Genomic DNA, 19,564 nt, shown 5'->3' with positions numbered 1-19,564 from the left:
GCTCAGACGGCTCTGGTCTCCCGTATCTCCCGTTCCAGCTGCGCGGCGAGGCCGACGTACCGCGGGCGTCTGGTCACCGGGACCAGGCCGCGGATGAGGACGTACCACATCTCGGTGAGGCGGCGGGGCAGCCGCGGGACGGGTTCGAGGCTGCGGCCCGTCACGCGTATCCCCACGAAGAAGCTGAGCAGGGAGTGGGCGACGGCGTCGATGTCGATGTCCGGGTGGATGTCGGACTCCTTGACGGCGCCGAGGAGTTTTCTGGAGACGATGTCGAGCCACTCCGTGAAGGGGTGCGGCAGCGGCGGCCGCACCCCGACGCCGCCGGTGGCGAGCCGGAGTCCGGCGCGGGCGACCGGCCCCTCCACGGTGAGCCGCACGAGGCCGAACGTGATGCGCATCAGGCCTTCGAGCGACGAGCACTCCCGGTCGTCCACCTCACGGGCCAGTCGGCGGGAGGCATGGGACTGGATCTCCATGATGGCGTGCGCCAGGTCCTCCTTGGCCGCGAAGTGGAAGTACAGGGCGCCCTTGGTGACTTGGGCGTGCTCGACGATGTCGCTCAGGCTGGTCGACTCGTAGCCGTGACGGTCGAACAGGTCGGCGGCGGCCCTGATGATCGTGGCGCGGGTCTGCTCGGCTCGTAACTGCCTCGCCATCGGCTGAACTCTCCTGGGAATGAAAACGGGTTATGCCGTTTGTTTCTTACCCCACGCACACGATATCTCACTCCTTCGCCAGGCCGACCATGCACTCGAAGACCGCCGACTCCCCCTGCGTGGCCAGGATCCGCATCTCCGTGCCGCCCTCGTCCGAGGCCTCGATCCATACGGGTTCGTCCAGCTCGGCGTAGCGATGGAAGACCGATCGGAAGGAGGCGGGCGTACCTGCCTCGGGCGCCCGGGCCCGGGCCGCCTGGCGGGCGCACTCCAGCAGGAGCATGCCGGGGGCGTGATCGAGTGGGTGGTCAAAGAAAACGGGATGTGCGGTATCAACTCTCAGGCGCCAACGGTCCTTACGGTCGGCCGGCGCCAGGACGACGTCCGCCGGCAGCGCACGGCCCACGGCCTCGGGTGGCAGGCCGGGCGGCGCCGGCGGTGCGGACACGGTGGCCGGGGTGCGGCCGCCGCGCAGTCTGCGGTAGACGGACTCGGCGACGCAGGTGAAGGCGACCCGGGCGGTCGCCACGAGGGCGCCGTCGAGCAGCACTTCGGCGGTGTAACGGGCACCGGCGGGGCGGCCGGCCCGGTGGCGCACCTCGACGAAGTGGACGTCGACGACCGGCTCGGCCGGTACCGGGCCGACGGCCAAGTGCTCAGGAATCGTGTCGACGTCGAACTCCTGGAGCACGAAGTGGTGCCCCAGGGGCACGTCGTACTCGGTGTGCGCGATGAGAGTGCCGCTCTGGCGCACGGTTTCCACGACGAGGAGCGGCTCGTACGCCGAGCGGTCGGGCGACACGTGTAACCCGTGAGCCCGGGGCCATTGGGCGGAAACGGCGAAGCGGTCGGTTTCCGTCCGCCTCCAGGCGGTGAGAAAGGTTTCGGCAACGGCCGCGCGATGCACGAGCTGCCGGGGAACAGTCGCCGTCAGGGTCGGGGTTTCGGCACGTTGCCGCGATGGTGGCATGTTTCTCCCTACGGTCCCCCGAAGAACTCCGCGGACGGTGGGACATCCGCTGCGGGTGGGCGTCAGAGTACGAGGCGACCGGTTTGTTTTCAATCCGATCGCTCTGTAACACCCTATGATCAGGGCAGTTCCGGCACGATCGTGGCGCCAACGGCATGAACCGGCCAACTGGGCGCCGGAGGGGGTCTCTCATGGCGAAACAGGAGCGCGCCATCAGGACACGCAGGGCGATCCTGGAAGCCGCCGGCGCGGTCTTCGACGAACACGGTTACACCTCCACCACCATCGCCATGGTGCTGGAACGCGCCGAAGTCACCAAAGGCGCGCTGTACTTCCACTTCCCTTCCAAGGAGTCCCTCGCCCAGGCGGTCCTCGACGAGCAGGTGCCCTTCGGGGCGATTCCCTCCCAGCCGTGCAAGTTGCAGGAGGTCATCGACATCACCTTCGTCGTCGGCCAGCGGCTGCTGAACAACGCCCTGCTCCGGGGCAGTGTGCGGCTGGCGGTGGACCAGTGCGCGCCGCCGGGGGTGGATCACACCGGGCCGTTCCGGCAGTGGACCGACCATCTGACGCCGCTGCTGGAAAAGGCGCGTGCCCAGGGGGAGTTGCTGCCGACCGTGGATCCGCGGGAGACGGTGGAGCTGCTGGTCGGTGCGTTCACCGGCATACAGCTGATGTCACGGGCCCTGACCGGGCGGGACGATCTCGGGCGACGGCTGTCGGTGCTGTGGTCCCACATGCTGCCGAGCATCGCGGTGCCCGGGTTACTGCTCGGACTGGACAGCCGGGCCGACCGGGGGGCGCGGGTGCTGGCGTCGCTGGAGAGCCGTGTGGCGTAGCGATTCGCCGGGCGTTTCACTGAACCGACGACGGCTCCAACGCGTCCGCGCACGACAAAGGGGCGGGCCGACCGGCACCCATCCGCACCGGTCGGCCCGCCCGCTCGTGAGGCGTGTCCTCTGAACGCCTGTCAGCTATGTCAGAACGTCAGGCTCCAGCTGTTGATCCTGCCCGTGTCCTGCGCGGCGACATCCTGCACCCGCAGCTTCCAGGTGCCGTTGGCGGTCTCGCCGGACGCGTTCACCGTGTAGGTGGTCCTGACGTCGTTCGCGGAGTCCGAGCCGCTGGAGGACTTCAGGCGGTACGTCGAGCCGTCCGGTGCGACCAGGTCGATGACGAGGTCACCGCGCCAGGTGTGGGTGATGTCCACCGCGACCTGCAGGTCCGAGGGCGCGTTGCCGGTGAGGCCGCTGACGGTGATCGGCGACTCGACGGCCGACCCGGCGTCCGGGATGGACACGGCCGAGGTGCTGGAGAAGGTCGTACCGGTGGACGTACCGCCCGCCACGGCCTGGACCGTCTTCGCGGCGTCGGCCAGGCCCGCGCCGCAGCCGCCGGAGCAGGAGCCGGGCAGCGCACGGGCGTTGGCCTTGATCGCCGACTCGATCTGGGCCGGGGTCAGCGAGGACTTGGCCGACTTCATCAGCGCGGCGAGACCCGCGATGTGCGGGGCGGCCATGCTGGTGCCCTGGTAGAAGGCGTACGACTCCGTGGACGGCGTCCGGGTGCCGGAGTTCACCGTGGAGTAGATGCCGTTGGCGATGCCGGTGCTGGTCTGGCCGCCGGGGGCGGAGATGTCGATCAGCGAGCCGTAGTTGGAGTACGAGGCCTTGGCGCCGGAGCGGTTGGTCGCGGCGACCGAGATGACGTTGTTGCAGTTGCCCGGCGAGTGGTTCGCCACGTTGTCGTTGTCGTTGCCCGCGGCCACGACGATCGTCGTGCCCCGGTTCACGGCCGCGTTGATGGCGCTCTGCGTGGCGCTGGTGCAGGCGCCGGCGCCGCCGAGGCTCATGTTGATGACCTTGGCGACGTTGGAGTTGGCGGGCACGCCGGAGACGGTGCCGCCGGACGCCCAGGTGATGGCGTCGATGATGTCGGAGTCGTAGCCGCCGCACTTGCCGAGCACCCGCACCGGGGAGATCTTGGCGCCGTACGCGATGCCGACCATGCCCTTGCTGTTGTTGGTGACCGCGGCGATGGTGCCGGCGACGTGGGTGCCGTGCCAGGAGGAGTTGCTGGCCGGGATGCCGGGGCCGCATTCGTTGGCGTTGTACCAGTCGCCCGGGTCGGCCGGGTTGCTGTCGCGGCCGTTGCCGTCGACCGAGACGAAAGTGTCGGAGATGAAGTCGTAGCCGCCGACGATGTTCGCGGCGAGGTCGGAGTGGGCGACGTAGCCGGTGTCGATGACGGCGACCGTCACACCGCTGCCGGTGGAGGTCGGCCAGGCACCGGGCACGTTCATGCCGGCGGTGGACTCGAAGAGGTCCCACTGCTTGGCGTAGTCGGTGTCGTTCGGGTCGGCCTGCGGCTGGTTCAGGCGGTCCGGTACGACATAGGCGACCTGCGGGTCCGCCTGGTACTCGGCGACGACGTCGGCGACGTCCGACTGCGTGAGGTTCTCGCCGAGGTCGACCAGCGCGGCGCCGGTGCCGAGGCGGCGCTGGAAGTCGAGGTTCTCGCCGGCCTCCTCGCCCTTGGCCTCGGCGTCGGCCTCGGCGGCCTTGTTGGACCTGGCCTCGGCGGCACCGGACTTGTAGCCGACGATGAGGCGCTCGGCGGGGGTGCCGGGGGCGGCCTCGGTCTGGGCGGTGGGGACGGCGGCTTCGCTGGGCGAGGCGTCCTGGGCCGCGGCGACCGGGGCAGCGGCGGTGAGCAGCGCCGCGGAAACGGCGGCGACGGATATCAGCTTGCGTCTGATGGCAGGGGAGGTTCGCAAGGGCTTGCCTTTCGTGGCCGTACTCCGGACAGCGCGGAGGGGCGGTCGATGCGCTTCGTCGTCGAAGCGGAGGGGGGTGATGTCGAAAAGCGGCGTGCGGAGGCCGGCCTGGCGCGATGCCGATCCGTCAGGGGTTACCTGTGGGTCAGCTGTGCTGGAACGATAGGCAACGGGGAGGCCGGAGGGATACAGGGGAAACCCTTTGTCCGGCCGGAAACTCCCCCTTGTTGTCCGAGGGTTGACACGTGCGTGCCCCGCGCGGCTCGAAGGCCGCGCGGGGCACATGAGGTGGGGTGAGGCCCTCGGCGAGGGCCGCGGACGGTCAGTCCAGGCCGACCGACTTCAACCAGGCCTTCGCCACGTCCAGCGGGTCCTTGTTCTCCAATTGCACCTGGGTGTCCAGGTCCAGCAGCGTCTTGGTGTCGAGCTTGGCGGAGACCGCGTTGAGCGCGTCGACGCCCTCCTGGGGGAGGCCGCTCTTGTACACCAGCGGGGTCACGTTCGCGAAGCCGAAGAGGTTCTTCGGGTCCTGCAGGACGACGAACTTCTCCTTGGTGATGGTCGGGTCGGTGGTGAAGATGTCCGCGGCCTGCACGGTGTTCTTCGTCAGCGCCGCCTGGGTCAGCGGGCCACCGGCGTCGAGGGCCTTGAAGGACTTGAACTTCAGGCCGTACTCCTTCTCCAGCCCGACCAGCCCTTGGTGCCGGGTCTGGAACTCCGGCGAGCCGCCGATGACCAGCTCGGGCGCGATGTCCTTGAGGTCGGCGAGGGTGGACTGGGCGGTGAGGCCGTACTTCGCGGCCGTCTCGGCGTTGAGGGACACCGAGTCCTTGTCCTCGGCCGGCGCCGACTCCAGCAGCGTCAGCTTGGGGTCCAGCTTGGCCTTGACGGCCGCGTTGACGGCCTCGGTCGACTTCTGCTCGGCGTCGGGGTCGAGGTAGGCCAGCAGCGAGCCGTTGTACTCGGGCAGGACGGTGATGGAGCCGTTCTTCAGCAGGCCGTACGTGGTCTCGCGGCTGCCGATGTTGGGTTTGTACTCGACCTTGATGCCCTTGGCCTTGAGGGCCTCGCCGTAGATGTCGGCGAGGAGGATGCTCTCGGCGAAGTTGTTGGAACCGACGACGACGGTCTTGCCGTCCGAGGTGCCCTCGGAGAGCGGGTTGTCGGTCGTGTCGTCGGAGGACGAGCCACAACCGGCGACCAGCGCCGCCGCGACGGCGAGGGCGACGGCGGCCGCGCCGCGGTGTCTCGTACTGGACCAGGTGCTCTTCACGGTTGAAGTCACGGTTCCCGTTCCGGCTTTGAGGATGTGAGGATGTGGCGGCGGAGCATGGCGATCTGGGACGCGGCGCGCATACCGCACTCACTGATCCAATCCAGCCGGTTCTCGCTCAGTCAAGAGCAGCCAGGTCACCAATCGGCTTCGATGAGTGACCAGTTGTGAAGGAGACACGAACGATTTCCGCTGCCCGAGGAGCAGGTTGTAACGGATTCTTGACGTGGAGTCGCGCTGTCCGCCCTCCCAGGAGGCGATAGTCTCACCGCAGTTGCTCTCCGGTCACGAAGGAGGCTCGGTGTCCACGAACGAGGTGGGCGCGCCCTCCCCCGGGCCGCCCCGGGGTGGCATACGCGGCTTCGCCGATCGCCTGCCGTTCCGTCAGAAGCTCAACGTCCTGGTCGGCGTGCCGCTGGCCGGACTCGCGGTACTGCTCACGTACCTCATCTCCGGCCAGGTGACCCAGGCCCGCAGCGCGGCCGAGGCCGCCGCCCTCGTCCGGGACAGCGCGCAGGTCGCCGAACTCGTCGACCGGGTGGAGACCGAGCATCAGCAGGCCATCCTGCTGTCCGTGCGGTACGAGGCCGGCGGCAGCGGCGCCAAGCCCTCGCTGACCGACTACCGGGCGGCGCAGCGGGAGGTCGACGCCCAGGTCGAGAAGGTGCGCGGCACGTTCGGCGACCGGCTGCCGGAGACCGAGGCGCAGGCGCTGCGCGAGGTCAACGGCCTGGGCAGCCTGCGCCGGACCATCGAGCAGGGCTATCTGCCCGCCGACAACATCGACCCGGCCTATCACAACGCCGCCCAGGGCCTGATCGACGGCCTCGGCCTGGACCGCAACCCGGCCCTCGCGGCCACCTTCACCGGCAATCTTCTGGACTCCCTGCTGCGTGTCGACGCCGCCCACGGTTCGTTCGAGACCAACGTGTTCGCGGCCACCACCGGGGACTCCAACGCGTTGACCCAGTTCATCAGCGCGGTCGGCGCCTACGAGCTGTACGAGCACCAGGCCGAGCGGTTCAGCCGGTTCGCCACCGAGGAGCAGGCGGCCGAGCTGCGCGGCATCGAGCACAACCCCGCCCAGGCGGCCATCCTGCGGCAGTACGCCGAGCTGCAGATCGACCCGAGCGCGCTGCAGGCCGCGACGCCGAGCGTGATCCGCGCCAAGTTCACCCTCGCCCTGTCCAACTACCCCACCTACGGCGAGCAGTCCGACACCCGGCTGGCGATCATCGGCTCGCTCATCGACCAGATCGCCGACCGGGCCGGCGACGCCTCCGACGACGCCTGGTGGAACGCCGCCTGGCTGCTGGCCCTCGCCCTGTTCGGCTTCCTGCTGTGGGGCGCCCTCTCGGTGGCGGTACGCCGCTCGGTGGTCCGGCCGGTGCAGGCGCTCACCGGCGCGGCCCGGCAGGTCGCCGACGTGGCCGGACGTGAGCTCGCGCGCGTGGCCGACGACGACACGGAGGACGACGCGCCGCCGCGGCTGCGCGAGATCCCGGTCACCGCCCAGGACGAGATCGGCGACCTGGCCGACGCCTTCAACCAGGTGCAGACCACTGCGGCCGCGCTGCTGGAGCGGCAGGTGCTCAGCCGCCGCAACGTCGCCGAGATGTTCGGCAACGTCGGCCGCCGGGTCAGCAACCTCACCACCCGGCAGCTGGCGCTCATCGACGCCGTCGAACGCGGCGAGACCGACCCCGCCCTGCTCGAACAGCTGTACAGCATCGACCACATCGCGGTCCGGCTGCGCCGCAACGCCGACAGCCTGATGCTGCTGGCCGGCATCCGCGAGACCGTCCTGGACGCCGGGCCGACCGCGCTCACCAACGTCGTACGGGCCGCGCTCGGCCAGATCGAGGGCTACCAGCGGGTCGAGCTGCACGCCGGTACCGAGATCATGGTCGAGCCGGACATCGTCGGCGACCTCACGCTGATGGTGGCCGAACTCCTGGAGAACGCCGTGTCGTTCTCGCCCTCGGGCAGCCCCGTCGAGGTGACCGTCCGGGCCGGTGACGAGGGCGCGACGATCACCATCGCCGACCACGGCCTCGGCATGAGCGCCGAGCGGCTCGCCGAGGAGAACGCCCGTCTGATCCGCCGTGAACGCCTCGACCTGGTCCCCACCAAGGTGCTGGGCCTCTTCGTGGTGGGCAACCTGGCCCGCCGCTGGGAGATCGGCGTGACCCTCTCCCGTACGCCCGGCGGCGGTGTCACGGCCGAGGTGACCATCCCGTCGACGTTGCTGCTGACGATGAGCCCGGTCGCCTCCGGCGGTGTGGCGGGCGACGGCACGTCGGCCTCCGGCGACACGACGGCATCCGGCGGCACGGCCCGAGACGGCGACGCGGACGGGCGGGACGGTGCGGGCGCCGAGACGGCGGCCGCCTCGGCCCCGGCGTCCGGGCCACGGCCCCCGGCCGCCGAACCCGCCCTGTCCGCCAACCCGATGGTGGCCGCGACGGACACCGTGCGGGCGCGGCACGACGCCCCCGCGGACGGCTCCGCACCGCTCCCCCGCCGCGTCCCACAGCGGCATCCCGCGCCCGGTGACGCCGACGCCCCGCTCATCCCCCGGGCCCGCACCGAGGCGCCCACGATCGGCGCCCGCCCGCTGCGCCGCCGCGTCCGCGGCGCGACCCTGAAGACCACGGCCGGCGCCGAGGCCGAGCGCCGGGCCGTGCGACAGGCCACCGCGCCCGCCGACGCCGAAGCCGTCCGCAACGCCCTGGAGGAGTTCGAGGCGGCCGTGGAACGCGCCCATCGCGACGCCCGACGCGCCGACGGCACGCGATCGCCGTACGACCGCCGCGCCGACGGCGACAGCCGAGCGCCCAGGAACAACGGAAACAACCGCGGCCCGCGCGACAGCGACCCGCAAGACCCCCACCACCTCCCGGAAGGAGCGGAGCAGTGAGCACGTCGACAGGTGGTACTCCGACGGGAGGCACCACGCCGGACGAACTGCGGGCCGCCGCGGCCGACTTCACGTGGCTGCTCAACCGTTTCGCGACCGAGACCGCGGGTGTCGTGGACGCCATCGCGGTGTCCTCCGACGGACTGCTGATCGCCGTCGCGCAGCTGCGCGAGCGCGCGCACTCCGAGCGGCTGGCGGCGATCGTCTCCGGCCTCACCAGCCTGGCCGCCGGCGCCTCCGGCAACTACGGCCTCGGCGCGCTGAACAAGGTCATCATCGACCTGGAGGGCGGTCACGTCCTGGTCTCCGCGATCGGCAGCGGCGCCGTGCTCGGCGTGGTCGCCGACAAGGAGGCCAAGCTGGGCAACATCGCCTACGAGATGACGCTGTTCGCGAACCGCGCCGGTGCCGCGCTCAGCCCTCAGCTCGTGCTCGAACTGAAGAACAGCGTCGGCGTCGGGTCGACGGGCTGACCGGTCACCGCCCGGTCGAGGAGGAAGACACCCCATGGCGGACGACCTGACGCCCCCGGGCCCGGACCCGGCCCCCGTGGGCCCCGTCCCCGCCGTGCGGCCGTTCCTCGTCACCGCCGGCCGGGTGGCGGGCGGGGGCGAGGCCGCGTCCGCCCGGGCGATGCCCGTCGAGACCCAGGTGGTCTCCACCGCCGAGGGCCTCGACGCGCTCGACCGGCTCTCCTTCGAGCGGCACGACATCGTCGCCGCCTGCAAGCAGCCCCAGTCCATCGCGGAGATCGCCGCGTTGCTGCGGCTGCACCTCAATGTCGTCCGGGTCCTCGCCGAGGACCTGCGCACCGCCGGGCATCTGGCGGTGTACGTGCCGAACGCCGCCGTCACCCATGACGCGTCCGTCCTGCGAAGGGTTATCGATGGCCTCCGCGCCATCCCCGACTCCCGGGGGGTACTCCGTGACACCGACTGAACCGCTCGCCGTCGGCGTGGCCGCGCCAAGTGCCGTACGGCCGCCGCTGCCGGTGAAGCTGGTGATCGCGGGCGGCTTCGGCGTGGGCAAGACCACCGCCGTCGGGTCGATCTCCGAGATCGAGCCGCTGACCACCGAGGCCGCCATCACGGAGGTCGCGGCCGGGGTGGACGACCTGTCGCACACCCCGCGCAAGACGACGACCACGGTCGCGATGGACTTCGGCTGCATCACCATCGACCCGACGCTGAAGCTGTATCTGTTCGGTACGCCCGGACAGGACCGGTTCGGCTTCATGTGGGACGACATCGTCGAGGGCGCGGTCGGCGCGCTGGTCATCGTCGACACGCGCCGGCTGGACGACTGCTACGCGGCCGTGGACTACTTCGAGCACCGGCAGGTCCCGTTCGCGGTGGCGATCAACGCCTTCGACGGGCGGGTCGAGCACGCGCTGGAGGAGGTGCGCTGGGCGCTCGACGTCGCCGAGCACACTCCGCTCGTCGTGTTCGACGCCCGGGAGCGCGGCTCGGTGCGGGACGCGCTGCTCGTCGTACTGGAGCTGGCGCTGGCCCGCACCGAGGGGTGAGCCGGGTCAGGCGCCCCGGCGGACCCCGCGTGACACCGTCAGGCGCCCGACCGCCCAGAACACGCCGAGCGTCGCCAGCGCCAGCACGGCGACCAGCGTGGCGCCGCCCACGACCTTCTCGTAGTCGCGCTGGTAGAGGCCGTCGACGATGTAGCGGCCGAGGCCGCCGAAACTGACGTACGCGGCGATGGTGGCCGTCGAGACGATCTGGATGGCCGCCGAGCGCAGACCGCTGAGGATCAGCGGCAGCGCGACGGGGAGTTCGACCCGGAACAGCACCTCGGTCTCGGCCATGCCCATGCCCCGCGCGGCGTCCACGGGGGCGGGGTCGACCGAGCGCATCGCCTCGTAGGTGGTGACGAGGATCGGCGGGATCGCCAGCACGACCAGTGGGATCATCACCGGCGCCAGACCGAGCCCGAGCAGCACGAACATCAGCACCATCAGGCCGAAGCTGGGCAGCGCGCGGGCGGCGGTGGCGATGAGGGCGAGGGTGTTGCCGCCGCGCCCGGTGTGCCCGGTCAGCAGGCCGACGGGGAGGCCTACGGCGGCGGCGATGCCGAGCGCCATCAGTGTGTACAGGATGTGTTCCAGGACGCGGGTGGGGATGCCGTCGTAGCCCCGCCAGTGGGCGCTGTCGCTGAAGAAGGCGTTGATGAAGTTCAGTACGTTCACCGGGCGGCGTCCTTCAGGGCGGTCGGGCGCGCGTTCCCACGGGTGTCGCGCGGCATCCAGGGCGTCACCAGGTGACGCAGGCCGATCAGCAGAGCGTCCACGAGGATGGCGAGGACGGCGGTGCCGACCACGGAGAGCCACACCAGGCGGGGCTGGTTGTAGATCATGCCGCTGTTGAGCAGGTTGCCGAGGGCTCCCTGGTTGCCGATCAGCATGCCGACGCTGACCAGGGAGATGCTCGACACCGACGCCACCCGCAGCCCCGCGATGATCGCGGGCGCGGCGATCGGCAACTGCACCTGGACATAGCGGCGTACGGGGCCGAAGCCCATGGCGGTGGCGGCGTCGAGGGTCTCGCGGGGCACCGAGCGGACGCCGTCCACGATCGCCGGGACGAACACCACCAGGCTGTAGACGGCGAGCGGGATCATCACCGTGGTCTCGCTCAGGCCGGTGTAGTCGATGAGGACGACGAAGAAGGCGAGCGACGGGATCGCGTACAGCACGGTCGTCACCCACAGCACGGGCGGGTACAGCCAGCGCAGGCGCACGCACAGTTGCGCGACCGGCAGCGCCACCAGCAGCCCGGCCAGCACCGGGATCAGCGCCTCGCGCAGGTGGAGGGCGACCAGGCCCCAGTAGGTGTGCTGGAGGTCGCTGGGCATGTCGAACAGCTCGGTCATCGCGCGGCCTTCGCGACCGCGGCGGGTGCGGCGGGTGCGGCGGCGTGCGCGCCCCGGATCGCCTCGCCGATGGTCTGCTGCGAGACGACCCCGGCCGCCCGGCCCTCGCCGTCCACCGCGACGGCCCAGCCGGTGGGCGACAGGACGGCACCGTCGAGCGCGGCCCGCAGCGAGTCCCGTCCGGCGACGAACGGCCGCCCGTACGGCAGCAGTCGCTCCGCCTCGATCCGCCCGGCGGTGAGGTCGCCCGGCGCGCCCCAGCCGAGTGGCCTGCCGTCCAGGTCCGTTACGAGGAGATAGGGGACGTCGGCCGAGCCGCGGGCGGCGATCTGCTCGGCGGGGGCGTCGAGGGCGACGATCGGCGTGGTGAGCAGTTCCAGTCCGGCGGACGGGAAGAAGGACAGCCGCCGGATGCCCCGGTCGGCGCCGAGGAAGTCCTCGACGAACTCGTCCGCGGGGCTGGACAGCAGTTCGGCGGGCGGGGCGAACTGGGCGAGCCGGCCGCCGGTACGCATCACGGCGACCATGGTGCCGAGCTTGACGGCCTCGTCGATGTCGTGTGTGACGAAGACGATGGTCTTGCCCAACTCGCCCTGGATACGGAGGAGTTCGTCCTGCAGGCCCTTGCGGACGACGGGGTCGACGGCGGAGAACGGCTCGTCCATCAGCAGCACCGGCGGATCGGCGGCGAGCGCCCGGGCCACACCGACGCGTTGCTGCTGGCCGCCGGAGAGCTGGTAGGGGTACCGCTTGGCGAGGGAGGCGTCGAGCCCGACGCGCTCCATCAGCTCCCGGGCCCGGGAGCGGGCCTTGTCCTTGCCCCAGCCGAGCATGCGGGGCACGGTGGCGATGTTGTCGACGATCGTGCGGTGCTGGAAGAGGCCGGCGTTCTGGATGACGTAACCCATGGACCGGCGCAGGGTGTTCACCGGCTGCTGCATGATGTCGACGCCGTCGAGCAGGATCCTGCCCTCGCTGGGCTCGACCATCCGGTTGATCATCCGCAGGGTGGTGGTCTTGCCGCACCCCGAGGGTCCGACGAGAACGGTGATCGAACGGTCGGGTATCTCCAGTGACAGCCGGTCGACCGCCACCGTGCCGTCGGGATACCGCTTGGTGACTGAATCTATCCGTATCAAGACGCCGAACGCCCTTCGGGTGTTGGGGGCGGGCCGTTGCGGGGAGAGTCTAGACCGCTCGTGTTGCGGCCGAGATTCGAGCAACGCCCCAAGGGGCGCGGGGCTGTGTCGATGTGCGGCTCCGCCGCGTGGGCGCGACAAGCCACCCACGACCCGCAGCCGCCAGACACACTCAGCGACCGAGCTATCAGGCCACAGGCAACCCAGCCGTACGCCGCACCCGCCGCCCCCCGTCCACGGCGTACACCTCGCACCCCTCCCGCGCGGCCACCCAGGCAACGCCCTCCGCCCCCATCGCGAACGCCGCCGTCGCCGCGGTGTCCGCCTCCGTCAGGGTCGGCGCGACGACCGTGACGCTGAGCAGGCCGGTCGCCGGACGTCCGGTGCGCCCGTCGACGATGTGCTCGCCGCGCTCGTACGACGCGGACGTCGCCACCGCCCCGTCGGTCAACTCCAGGACGGTGCACACCTGATCGGCGTGTTCGGGGTGCCGTACCCCCACGCGCCACGGCCCGCCCGCGACGACGACATCGCCCCCGGCGTTCAGGCAGAAACGCCGCACCCCGGCGGCCGTCAGCAGTTCGGCCGCCCGCTGCACCGACCAGCCCTTGACCACCGCGCAGGGGTCGAGGCCACGGCCGGGCAGGCGGGCGTCGAAGGCGCCGCCGGTCGCGATCCGGTACTGCTCGCACAGGTCGAGGACCTCGGCGAGGTCGGTGCTGATCTCGCCGGGGCCGATCTCGCCCCGGTCCAGCCGGGACACCTCGCTGTCCGGCTTGAACGGGCTGAATCGCTCGTCCACTTCCCGCAGCCAGCCGAACACGGCGTCCGCGAGCCCCTCGGGGACGTGCTGGTCGTCGATCCGCAGGGAGACCGGGAAGCCCATGACGTGTTCGACGCGGTGCATGTCAGGCGCCCCTCGCGTCGATGGCGGCCTGCAACGACTCCTTGTAGCCCTCGCTGGTGATGGTGGCACCGGACACCGAGTCGACGTCCGCGCTCTGGGCTTGAAGCGTCTCCTCGATCAGCGTCGGCACGGCGGCCGTGGTCTGCGGGTGGTCCGGCTGCTGCAGCATCCGCACAGCCGTGATCTCACCGCCCTCGAAGGTCACCTCCACCTGCACGGGGCCCTTCTCGGTGTTCACCGTCGGGCCCGCGACGACGCGCGAGGTGGAAGTCCCTGAAGAAGACGGCGTCGAGGCCGGTTGCGTCGCCTCGGTGGTCGTCGTGGTCTCGGACGGGGCGTAGCGCCAGACCGGGATCAGGCCCGCGACGGTCAGGACCAGGACAGGCAGTGCTCGTTTCACGGTGTTTCCCTCGTTCCCGTCGGTCCGTCAGCCGGCCAGGCTGAAGCGCTCGTGGTGGATCTGCGCCTTGGGCACGCCCAGCTCGCGCAGGCTGCGCAGCACCCCGCGGGTCATTCCGGGCGGTCCGCACAGATAGACGTCGCGGTCGGCGATGTCGGGCACCAGCCGGGCGAGTTCGCCCTGGGACAGCCGGTCGGGCTGGGCGGGGCCGGTGACCAGGTACAGCTCGGCGCCCTTGGCGTGGGCGAGTTCGCGCAGCTCGTCGTAGAGCACGGCGTCCTGGTCGGTGGCCACCCGGTAGATCAGTACGGCGTGCCCGTGCAGTTCCTCCAGCAGGGCCCGCATCGGCGTGATGCCGACCCCACCGGCGATCAGCACGGCGTCCGGCCGGGTGCGGTGCAGGGTGGTGAAGGCGCCGTAGGGGCCCTCGGCGAAGACGCGGGTGCCGACCCTGAGGTGGCGCAGGGCGGCGCTGCCGTCACCGACGGCCTTGGCGGTCAGGCGCAGGGACCGGCCGTCCGGCGCGGCCGACAGCGACCAGGGGTTGGCCTGCCACCAGCGGCCGCGGGTCAGGAACCGCCACAGGAAGAACTGGCCGGCGCGGGCGGGCAGCCGGTCGAGGTCGCGGCCGGTGACGTAGACGGAGACGACGTTGTCGTTCTCGGGGACGACGGCGGAGACACGCAGCTGGTGGCGCCAGTTCCGCCACAGCGGCAGCACCAGGCGGCCCACGAACACCGAGCCGAGGGCGACGGTCCACAGGGTCCACCAGTAACCGGTGGCCACGGGCGAGGCGACGAAGGTCGTACCGACCGCGACCTGGTGGGAGAAGGCCAGCACCACGGCGAGGTAGGTGTAGAGGTGGATGAAGTGCCAGGTCTCGTAGGCCAGCCGGCGCCGGGCGAACCGCGCCGAGACCGTGCCGACCACGATGACCAGCGCCAGCGCGACCACCGCCCGCAGCACACCCTCGACCGTCTCGGCGAGGTCGACCAGCTGGTTGACTGGGTCCAGACCGGAGGAGTCGGCGTAGCCGAAGGTGATGAACACCGCGTGGGCGAGCAGCGTCCACAGCAGCGAGAAGCCGATCCAGCGGTGCCAGAGGGTGAGCCGGTCCATGCCGATCCGCCGGTCGAACCAGGGCAGCCGGGCCACCAGCACCAGCTGGAAGGCCATGAGGAGGGCGCCGTACAGCCCGGTGAGGCGGCCGAGGACGATCAGCGCGTTGGAGGCGAATCCGGCCTGGACGAAGAAGTACGTGACCACGGCCACGTTGGCGGCCAGCACGGCGTACAGGCCGGTGCGGGCCACCACCTTGGGACGTATCGCCGCGACGGGCGCGGCAGGCGACTGGACGGTCGTCACGGACGGCAACTCCTTGGTCGGGGCCTTGGGACACCGAGCTTGGCTGGCCGGAGCTGTCGTTTCCCTGTCGTACAACTTTCAAGTGGATATCGATGTGCGTCCGCATGGTGACCGGGTCTGGCGGTGGACGGCCGTTGCCGCACTATGAACGGGTGGAAAAAGTACGACTGCTGGTCGTGGACGACGACCCGCCCATCGCCGACCTCGTCGCCACGGTCGCCCGCTACGAGGGCTGGGAGGCGGTCACCGCCAACTCCGGCGACGAGGCGCTGCGCCGGGCCACCGAGTTCCGCCCGGACATCGTCGTGCTCGACCTGATGCTGCCGGACGTGGACGGCTTCGGTGTGCTGGACCGGCTGCGCGCTTCGGGGACGATGGTGCCGGTGGTGTTCCTCACCGCGCGCGACGCGGTCTCCGACCGGGTGGCGGGGCTGACCCGGGGCGGGGACGACTACCTGGTGAAACCGTTCGCGGTCGAGGAGCTGATGGCCCGGCTGCGCACGGTGCTGCGGCGCGCCGCGGGGCCCGGGTACCAGCGGTCGGTCCTGCGGGTGGGGGACCTGACCATGGACGAGGACACCCGTGAGGTGCGGCGCGGCGAGCGGCTGCTGACGCTGACGCCGACCGAGTACGAGGTGCTGCGCTACCTCATGCGCAGGTCGCCGACCGTGCTCACCAAGGCGCAGATCCTCGATCATGTGTGGGAGTACGGTTTCGGCGGCCGTTCCAATGTGGTGGAGCTGGTCGTGAGCCGTCTGCGGCGCAAGCTCGACGAGCCCGACGACGGCACCGCACCGCTGATCCACACCGTGCGGGGCTTCGGTTACGTGATCCGGCAGGCCGCCGAGTGAGGCGAGCGCTGGGCCGACTGCGCCACGGCTACGGCAGGCTGCGCCTGGGCACCCGGCTGGCGCTGGGGCTGGGCGCGCTGTCGCTGGTGGTGTTCTCCGTGGTGGGCACGGCCCTGACGACGTACATGCGGGACTACCTGTCGGCCCAGCTGGACACCCAGCTGGCGCAGGCCCAGATCGCCCAGTCCAAGAACATCGCGAACTACGGCACGCTCGCGGGCAAGAAGTACTACAGCTGGTACTACGCCGTGTACGACGTGTCGGACGGCGCCGCCGTGCTCCGCAAGCCAGAGGACCCCGCCGACCTGCCGGCGGACGTCGACGACTTCACCGCCCTGGCCAGGGCCCAGGCCGCCGCGCAGACGGAACTGCTGCGCACCGAGCACATCAGGGGCGCGGGCACCTACCGGCTGCGCGCCTGCGAGGTGGAACCCGGGGTGGTCCTGGTCAGCGCCGCCCCCATGGACGACATCGAGGACACCGTCCGGCAACTGATCACGATCCAGGTGGTCACCTTCGGGCTGGCGCTGCTGGCGCTGGTGGTGCTCGGCCGGAAGATGCTGCGGCGCGGGCTGCAACCGCTCAGCGACATGGCGCACACCGCGCACGGCATCGCCTCGCACGATCTGACCGAGTCGGCGGCCCGGCTGCCGCTGCGCGCCGACCGCCGGGGCGGCGGCCCGGAGGTGGAGGAGCTGCGCACGGCGTTCAACACCATGCTGGAGCACATCGACGACTCCCTCGCCGTGCGCGCCGAGGCCGAGCAGCGGCTGCGCCGGTTCGTCGCGGACGCCTCGCACGAGCTGCGGACGCCGCTGATGTCGGTACGCGGCTACGCGGACCTCTTCCAGTACGCGGCCGCCAACGCGCCCGAGGAACGGGACAGGCACCTGGCGCGGCTGCGGGCCGAGGCCGCCCGGATGGGTTTCCTGCTGGACGACCTGCTGCTGCTCGCCCGGCTCGACGCCGCCGAGGTGGAGACGCCGCTGCGGCTCGCGGACGCGGACCTGGTGGAGCTGGTCGAGCAGGCCGCCGACGCCTTCCGCGCCGCGCACCCCGGCCATCCGCTGACGGTGACCACCGGGGACCGGCCGGTGGAGCTCCGGCTGGATCCGCAGCGGATCCGGCAGGTGCTGGACAACCTGCTCACCAACGCCGCGGTGCACACCCCGGCCGGGACGGAGGTGGGCGTGGCGGTGTCGGTCGCGGCCGGGGCGGCGCTGGTGCGGGTCTCCGACGCGGGACCCGGGATACCGGCCGCCGACCGGGAACGCGTCTTCGACCGTTTCTACCGGGTCGACAAGGCCCGCAGCCGCGACCGCGGCGGCAGCGGGCTCGGCCTGTCGGTGGCGAGCTCGCTGGTGCGGGCCCACGGCGGCACGATCGAGCTGACCAGCGAACCGGGCGCGACGGTGTTCACGGTCCGGCTGCCGGCCGGCGTGGTGGTTCGGCAGGACGTGACGTCGAAGGTGCGGGAGCGTGCGGCGTCCGAGGCGCTCTGAGCGGGTCGGGCGAAGTCCACCGCGGTTCGGCAGCGCCCTGAAGGGGCGCGGGGCTCTGCCATGCTGCGCCTCAGGCGTCCGCCATCGGCAGCGTCACCTCGAAACGGCAACCGCCGGAGACATTGCGTACCGCGGCCCGCCCGTGATGGGCCTCCACGATGCCCCGCACGATGGCGAGCCCCAGCCCGGCCCCGGCCGGTGGTGTCCGGGCGTCGGTGCCGCGCCAGCCGGTGTCGAAGACGCGCGGGAGGTCCTCCTCCGGGATCCCGCCGCAGCCGTCCGTCACGGACAGGACCACGCCGTCGGGCGAGCGCTCGGCGGCCACCGCCACCGTGCCGTCGGCGGGCGTCCGGCGGATCGCGTTGACGAGCAGGTTGCCCAGCACCCGGCTCATCTCCTTGCCGTCCACCTCGACGGGCACCGGCTCGACCCGGTCGCCGACGAGCCGTACGCCGTGCTCCCGGGCGAGCGGGTCCGCGCCCGCGAGGGCGTCGCCGACCAGGTCGTACACCGAGATCCGGCTCGGGCTGAGCGCCAGCGTGCCCGCGTGGATGCGGGAGAGTTCGAAGAGGTCGCCGACCATGTCGTTGAGGCGCTCGGCCTCGGCGCGGATCTGACGGAGGTAGCGGGCGGGGTCGGCGGCGACGCCGTCCTCCAGTGCCTCGGACATGGCGCGCAGTCCGGCGAGCGGGGTGCGCAGGTCGTGCGAGATCCAGGCGACCAGTTCGCGCCGGGAGCTCTCCAGGGCGCGCTCGCGGTCCCGTGACTCGGCGAGCTTGCGGCTGGTCGCCTCCAACTCGCGGCTGAGCGCGGCCAGTTCGGCGGTGGCGGGGCCGGAGGGGCTGGTGAAGTCGCCGCCGTCGCCGAAGGAGCGGGCGGCGAGGGTGAGGGCGCGGCTGCGGGCGGCGACCCAGCGGCCCAGCAGCAGCGCGGTGACCAGGGAGACCACGGCGGCCATCGCGACCACGGTGGTCACGACGGTCAGGTCGTGCGCGGACAGGAACATCGCCTGCGCGACCGCGAGCGTGCCCGCGAACATCGCGCCGACGGCGACGGCGGCGACCACCGTGATGTGCGCGGTGAGCGAACGCCGCCGGATCAGCAGCAGCACCCCGGCGCCGAGCAGCCCGGCCGCGGCGGCGCCGAGGAAGGCGAACAGGGCGATGAGCAGGGTGTCCCGCACGACTCACGCCTCCCCGTCGCCCGCGTCGAAGCGGTAGCCGACGCCCCACACCGTCTGGATGAACCGCGGCCGGGCCGGATCGTCCTCGACCTTCCCGCGCAACCTCCGCACATGGACGGTCACGGTCGACAGATCGCCGAAGTCCCACCCCCACACCTCACGCATCAGCTCCTCCCGGCTGAACGCCCGCCCCGGGTGCCGCACGAGGAACGCGAGCAGGTCGAACTCCCGGATGGTGAGGGCGAGTTCGGCGCCGTTCTTGGTGGCGCGCCGGGCGGCCGGGTCGACCGTCAGCCCGGCGGCGCTCAGGGTGCCCGTGGCGTGCGGGGCGGGCCGGGACCGCCGGAGGACGGACTCCACCCGCAGGACCAGCTCGCGGGGGCTGAAGGGCTTGGTGACGTAGTCGTCGGCGCCGACCTCCAGGCCGAGGATCCGGTCGTCCTCGTCCCCGCGCGCGGTCAGCATGATCACCGGCACCGGCCCGCGGACCCGCATCCGCCGGCACACCTCCAGTCCGTCCATGCCGGGCAGCATCAGGTCCAGCACGACCAGGTCCGGCCAGTGCGCGGCGGCCCGGGCCAGCGCGTCGGGGCCGTCACCGGCCCGGTCCACGACGTATCCGGCCCGGTCGAGATACCCGGAGACCACCTCGGCGACGGTCGGGTCGTCGTCGACGACCAGGACCCGGGCCCCGTACGGCTGCTGTTCCATGCCGCCAGCCTCGCACCCCGCGCAC

The 19,564-nt window shown here is 71.5% G+C and carries 19 protein-coding genes; 7 read left to right on the top strand and 12 right to left on the bottom strand.

Annotated elements, in window-relative coordinates:
• Window positions 1-2 precede the first annotated feature (2 nt).
• Both KWI83_RS09030 and KWI83_RS09025 read right to left on the bottom strand, forming a co-directional pair.
• Window positions 3-659, bottom strand: coding sequence for a ScbR family autoregulator-binding transcription factor (locus KWI83_RS09030; RefSeq protein ID WP_218513771.1), 657 nt, complete (start codon window positions 657-659; stop codon window positions 3-5).
• A 67-nt stretch (window positions 660-726) separates the two neighbouring features.
• On the bottom strand, window positions 727-1,629 hold the full coding sequence (locus tag KWI83_RS09025; RefSeq protein WP_218513770.1) for a ScbA/BarX family gamma-butyrolactone biosynthesis protein: 903 nt from the start codon (window positions 1,627-1,629) through the stop codon (window positions 727-729).
• Between the two features lie 191 nt (window positions 1,630-1,820).
• Between KWI83_RS09025 and KWI83_RS09020 the strand changes: the two genes are divergently transcribed.
• Window positions 1,821-2,468: a ScbR family autoregulator-binding transcription factor gene (locus KWI83_RS09020; protein WP_218513769.1), complete on the top strand. Its 648-nt coding sequence runs from the start codon at window positions 1,821-1,823 to the stop codon at window positions 2,466-2,468.
• Between the two features lie 140 nt (window positions 2,469-2,608).
• Here the strand turns inward: KWI83_RS09020 and KWI83_RS09015 are convergent, their stop codons facing one another.
• Both KWI83_RS09015 and KWI83_RS09010 read right to left on the bottom strand, forming a co-directional pair.
• On the bottom strand, window positions 2,609-4,405 hold the full coding sequence (locus tag KWI83_RS09015) for a S8 family serine peptidase (RefSeq protein ID WP_218513768.1): 1,797 nt from the start codon (window positions 4,403-4,405) through the stop codon (window positions 2,609-2,611).
• A 322-nt stretch (window positions 4,406-4,727) separates the two neighbouring features.
• Entirely contained in the window at window positions 4,728-5,690 is a 963-nt protein-coding gene (locus KWI83_RS09010) for an ABC transporter substrate-binding protein (protein ID WP_218513767.1), read from the bottom strand.
• Between the two features lie 289 nt (window positions 5,691-5,979).
• Between KWI83_RS09010 and KWI83_RS09005 the strand changes: the two genes are divergently transcribed.
• Genes KWI83_RS09005 through KWI83_RS08990 form a run of 4 tightly spaced genes read left to right on the top strand, consistent with a single transcriptional unit; the run spans window position 5,980 to window position 10,123 of the window.
• Window positions 5,980-8,598, top strand: coding sequence for an ATP-binding protein (locus KWI83_RS09005; protein WP_218513766.1), 2,619 nt, complete (start codon window positions 5,980-5,982; stop codon window positions 8,596-8,598).
• Entirely contained in the window at window positions 8,595-9,071 is a 477-nt protein-coding gene (locus tag KWI83_RS09000) for a roadblock/LC7 domain-containing protein (protein ID WP_218513765.1), read from the top strand. The genes KWI83_RS09005 and KWI83_RS09000 overlap by 4 nt, the downstream gene beginning before the upstream one ends.
• A gap of 34 nt (window positions 9,072-9,105) precedes the next feature.
• Window positions 9,106-9,537: a DUF742 domain-containing protein gene (locus tag KWI83_RS08995; protein WP_218513764.1), complete on the top strand. Its 432-nt coding sequence runs from the start codon at window positions 9,106-9,108 to the stop codon at window positions 9,535-9,537.
• A complete protein-coding gene (locus KWI83_RS08990) occupies window positions 9,524-10,123 on the top strand; it encodes an ATP/GTP-binding protein (protein ID WP_218513763.1) in 600 nt (199 codons plus the stop codon). The genes KWI83_RS08995 and KWI83_RS08990 overlap by 14 nt, the downstream gene beginning before the upstream one ends.
• Window positions 10,124-10,129: 6 nt before the next feature.
• Here the strand turns inward: KWI83_RS08990 and KWI83_RS08985 are convergent, their stop codons facing one another.
• The 6 genes from KWI83_RS08985 to KWI83_RS08960 form a co-directional block, all read right to left on the bottom strand.
• A complete protein-coding gene (locus KWI83_RS08985) occupies window positions 10,130-10,798 on the bottom strand; it encodes an ABC transporter permease (RefSeq protein ID WP_218513762.1) in 669 nt (222 codons plus the stop codon).
• On the bottom strand, window positions 10,795-11,481 hold the full coding sequence (locus KWI83_RS08980; protein WP_218513761.1) for an ABC transporter permease: 687 nt from the start codon (window positions 11,479-11,481) through the stop codon (window positions 10,795-10,797). Before KWI83_RS08980 ends, KWI83_RS08985 begins: the two co-directional genes overlap by 4 nt.
• Window positions 11,478-12,620, bottom strand: coding sequence for an ABC transporter ATP-binding protein (locus KWI83_RS08975; RefSeq protein ID WP_218513760.1), 1,143 nt, complete (start codon window positions 12,618-12,620; stop codon window positions 11,478-11,480). Before KWI83_RS08975 ends, KWI83_RS08980 begins: the two co-directional genes overlap by 4 nt.
• A 187-nt stretch (window positions 12,621-12,807) precedes the next feature.
• Window positions 12,808-13,527 (bottom strand): FAD:protein FMN transferase, encoded by a 720-nt coding sequence (locus KWI83_RS08970; RefSeq protein ID WP_218513759.1) that lies wholly within the window; start codon window positions 13,525-13,527, stop codon window positions 12,808-12,810.
• Between the two features lies 1 nt (window position 13,528).
• Complete coding sequence (locus tag KWI83_RS08965) at window positions 13,529-13,927, bottom strand: FMN-binding protein (protein ID WP_218513758.1); 399 nt, start codon at window positions 13,925-13,927, stop codon at window positions 13,529-13,531.
• Between the two features lie 27 nt (window positions 13,928-13,954).
• The gene (locus KWI83_RS08960) at window positions 13,955-15,292 is read right to left on the bottom strand and encodes a ferric reductase-like transmembrane domain-containing protein (RefSeq protein ID WP_218513757.1); all 1,338 of its coding nucleotides are present in this window, start codon (window positions 15,290-15,292) and stop codon (window positions 13,955-13,957) included.
• A 152-nt stretch (window positions 15,293-15,444) separates the two neighbouring features.
• Between KWI83_RS08960 and KWI83_RS08955 the strand changes: the two genes are divergently transcribed.
• Window positions 15,445-16,143: a response regulator transcription factor gene (locus KWI83_RS08955; RefSeq protein WP_308122005.1), complete on the top strand. Its 699-nt coding sequence runs from the start codon at window positions 15,445-15,447 to the stop codon at window positions 16,141-16,143.
• Window positions 16,140-17,645, top strand: a complete 1,506-nt coding sequence (locus KWI83_RS08950; RefSeq protein ID WP_308122004.1) for a HAMP domain-containing sensor histidine kinase — start codon at window positions 16,140-16,142, stop codon at window positions 17,643-17,645. The genes KWI83_RS08955 and KWI83_RS08950 overlap by 4 nt, the downstream gene beginning before the upstream one ends.
• A gap of 70 nt (window positions 17,646-17,715) precedes the next feature.
• On the opposite strand, the gene KWI83_RS08945 is transcribed toward KWI83_RS08950, so the two are convergent.
• Together KWI83_RS08945 and KWI83_RS08940 are read right to left on the bottom strand one after the other, a co-directional pair.
• Window positions 17,716-18,828 (bottom strand): sensor histidine kinase KdpD, encoded by a 1,113-nt coding sequence (locus tag KWI83_RS08945; protein WP_218513755.1) that lies wholly within the window; start codon window positions 18,826-18,828, stop codon window positions 17,716-17,718.
• 3 nt (window positions 18,829-18,831) lie between these two features.
• Complete coding sequence (locus KWI83_RS08940) at window positions 18,832-19,539, bottom strand: response regulator transcription factor (protein ID WP_218513754.1); 708 nt, start codon at window positions 19,537-19,539, stop codon at window positions 18,832-18,834.
• Window positions 19,540-19,564: the final 25 nt, after the last annotated feature.

The organism is Streptomyces sp. TRM70350 (genome assembly GCF_019219825.1).
Lineage (GTDB): Bacteria > Actinomycetota > Actinomycetes > Streptomycetales > Streptomycetaceae > Streptomyces.
Note: the sequence above shows the minus strand (reverse complement) of the source record. Positions and strands in the feature narration are given on the sequence as shown.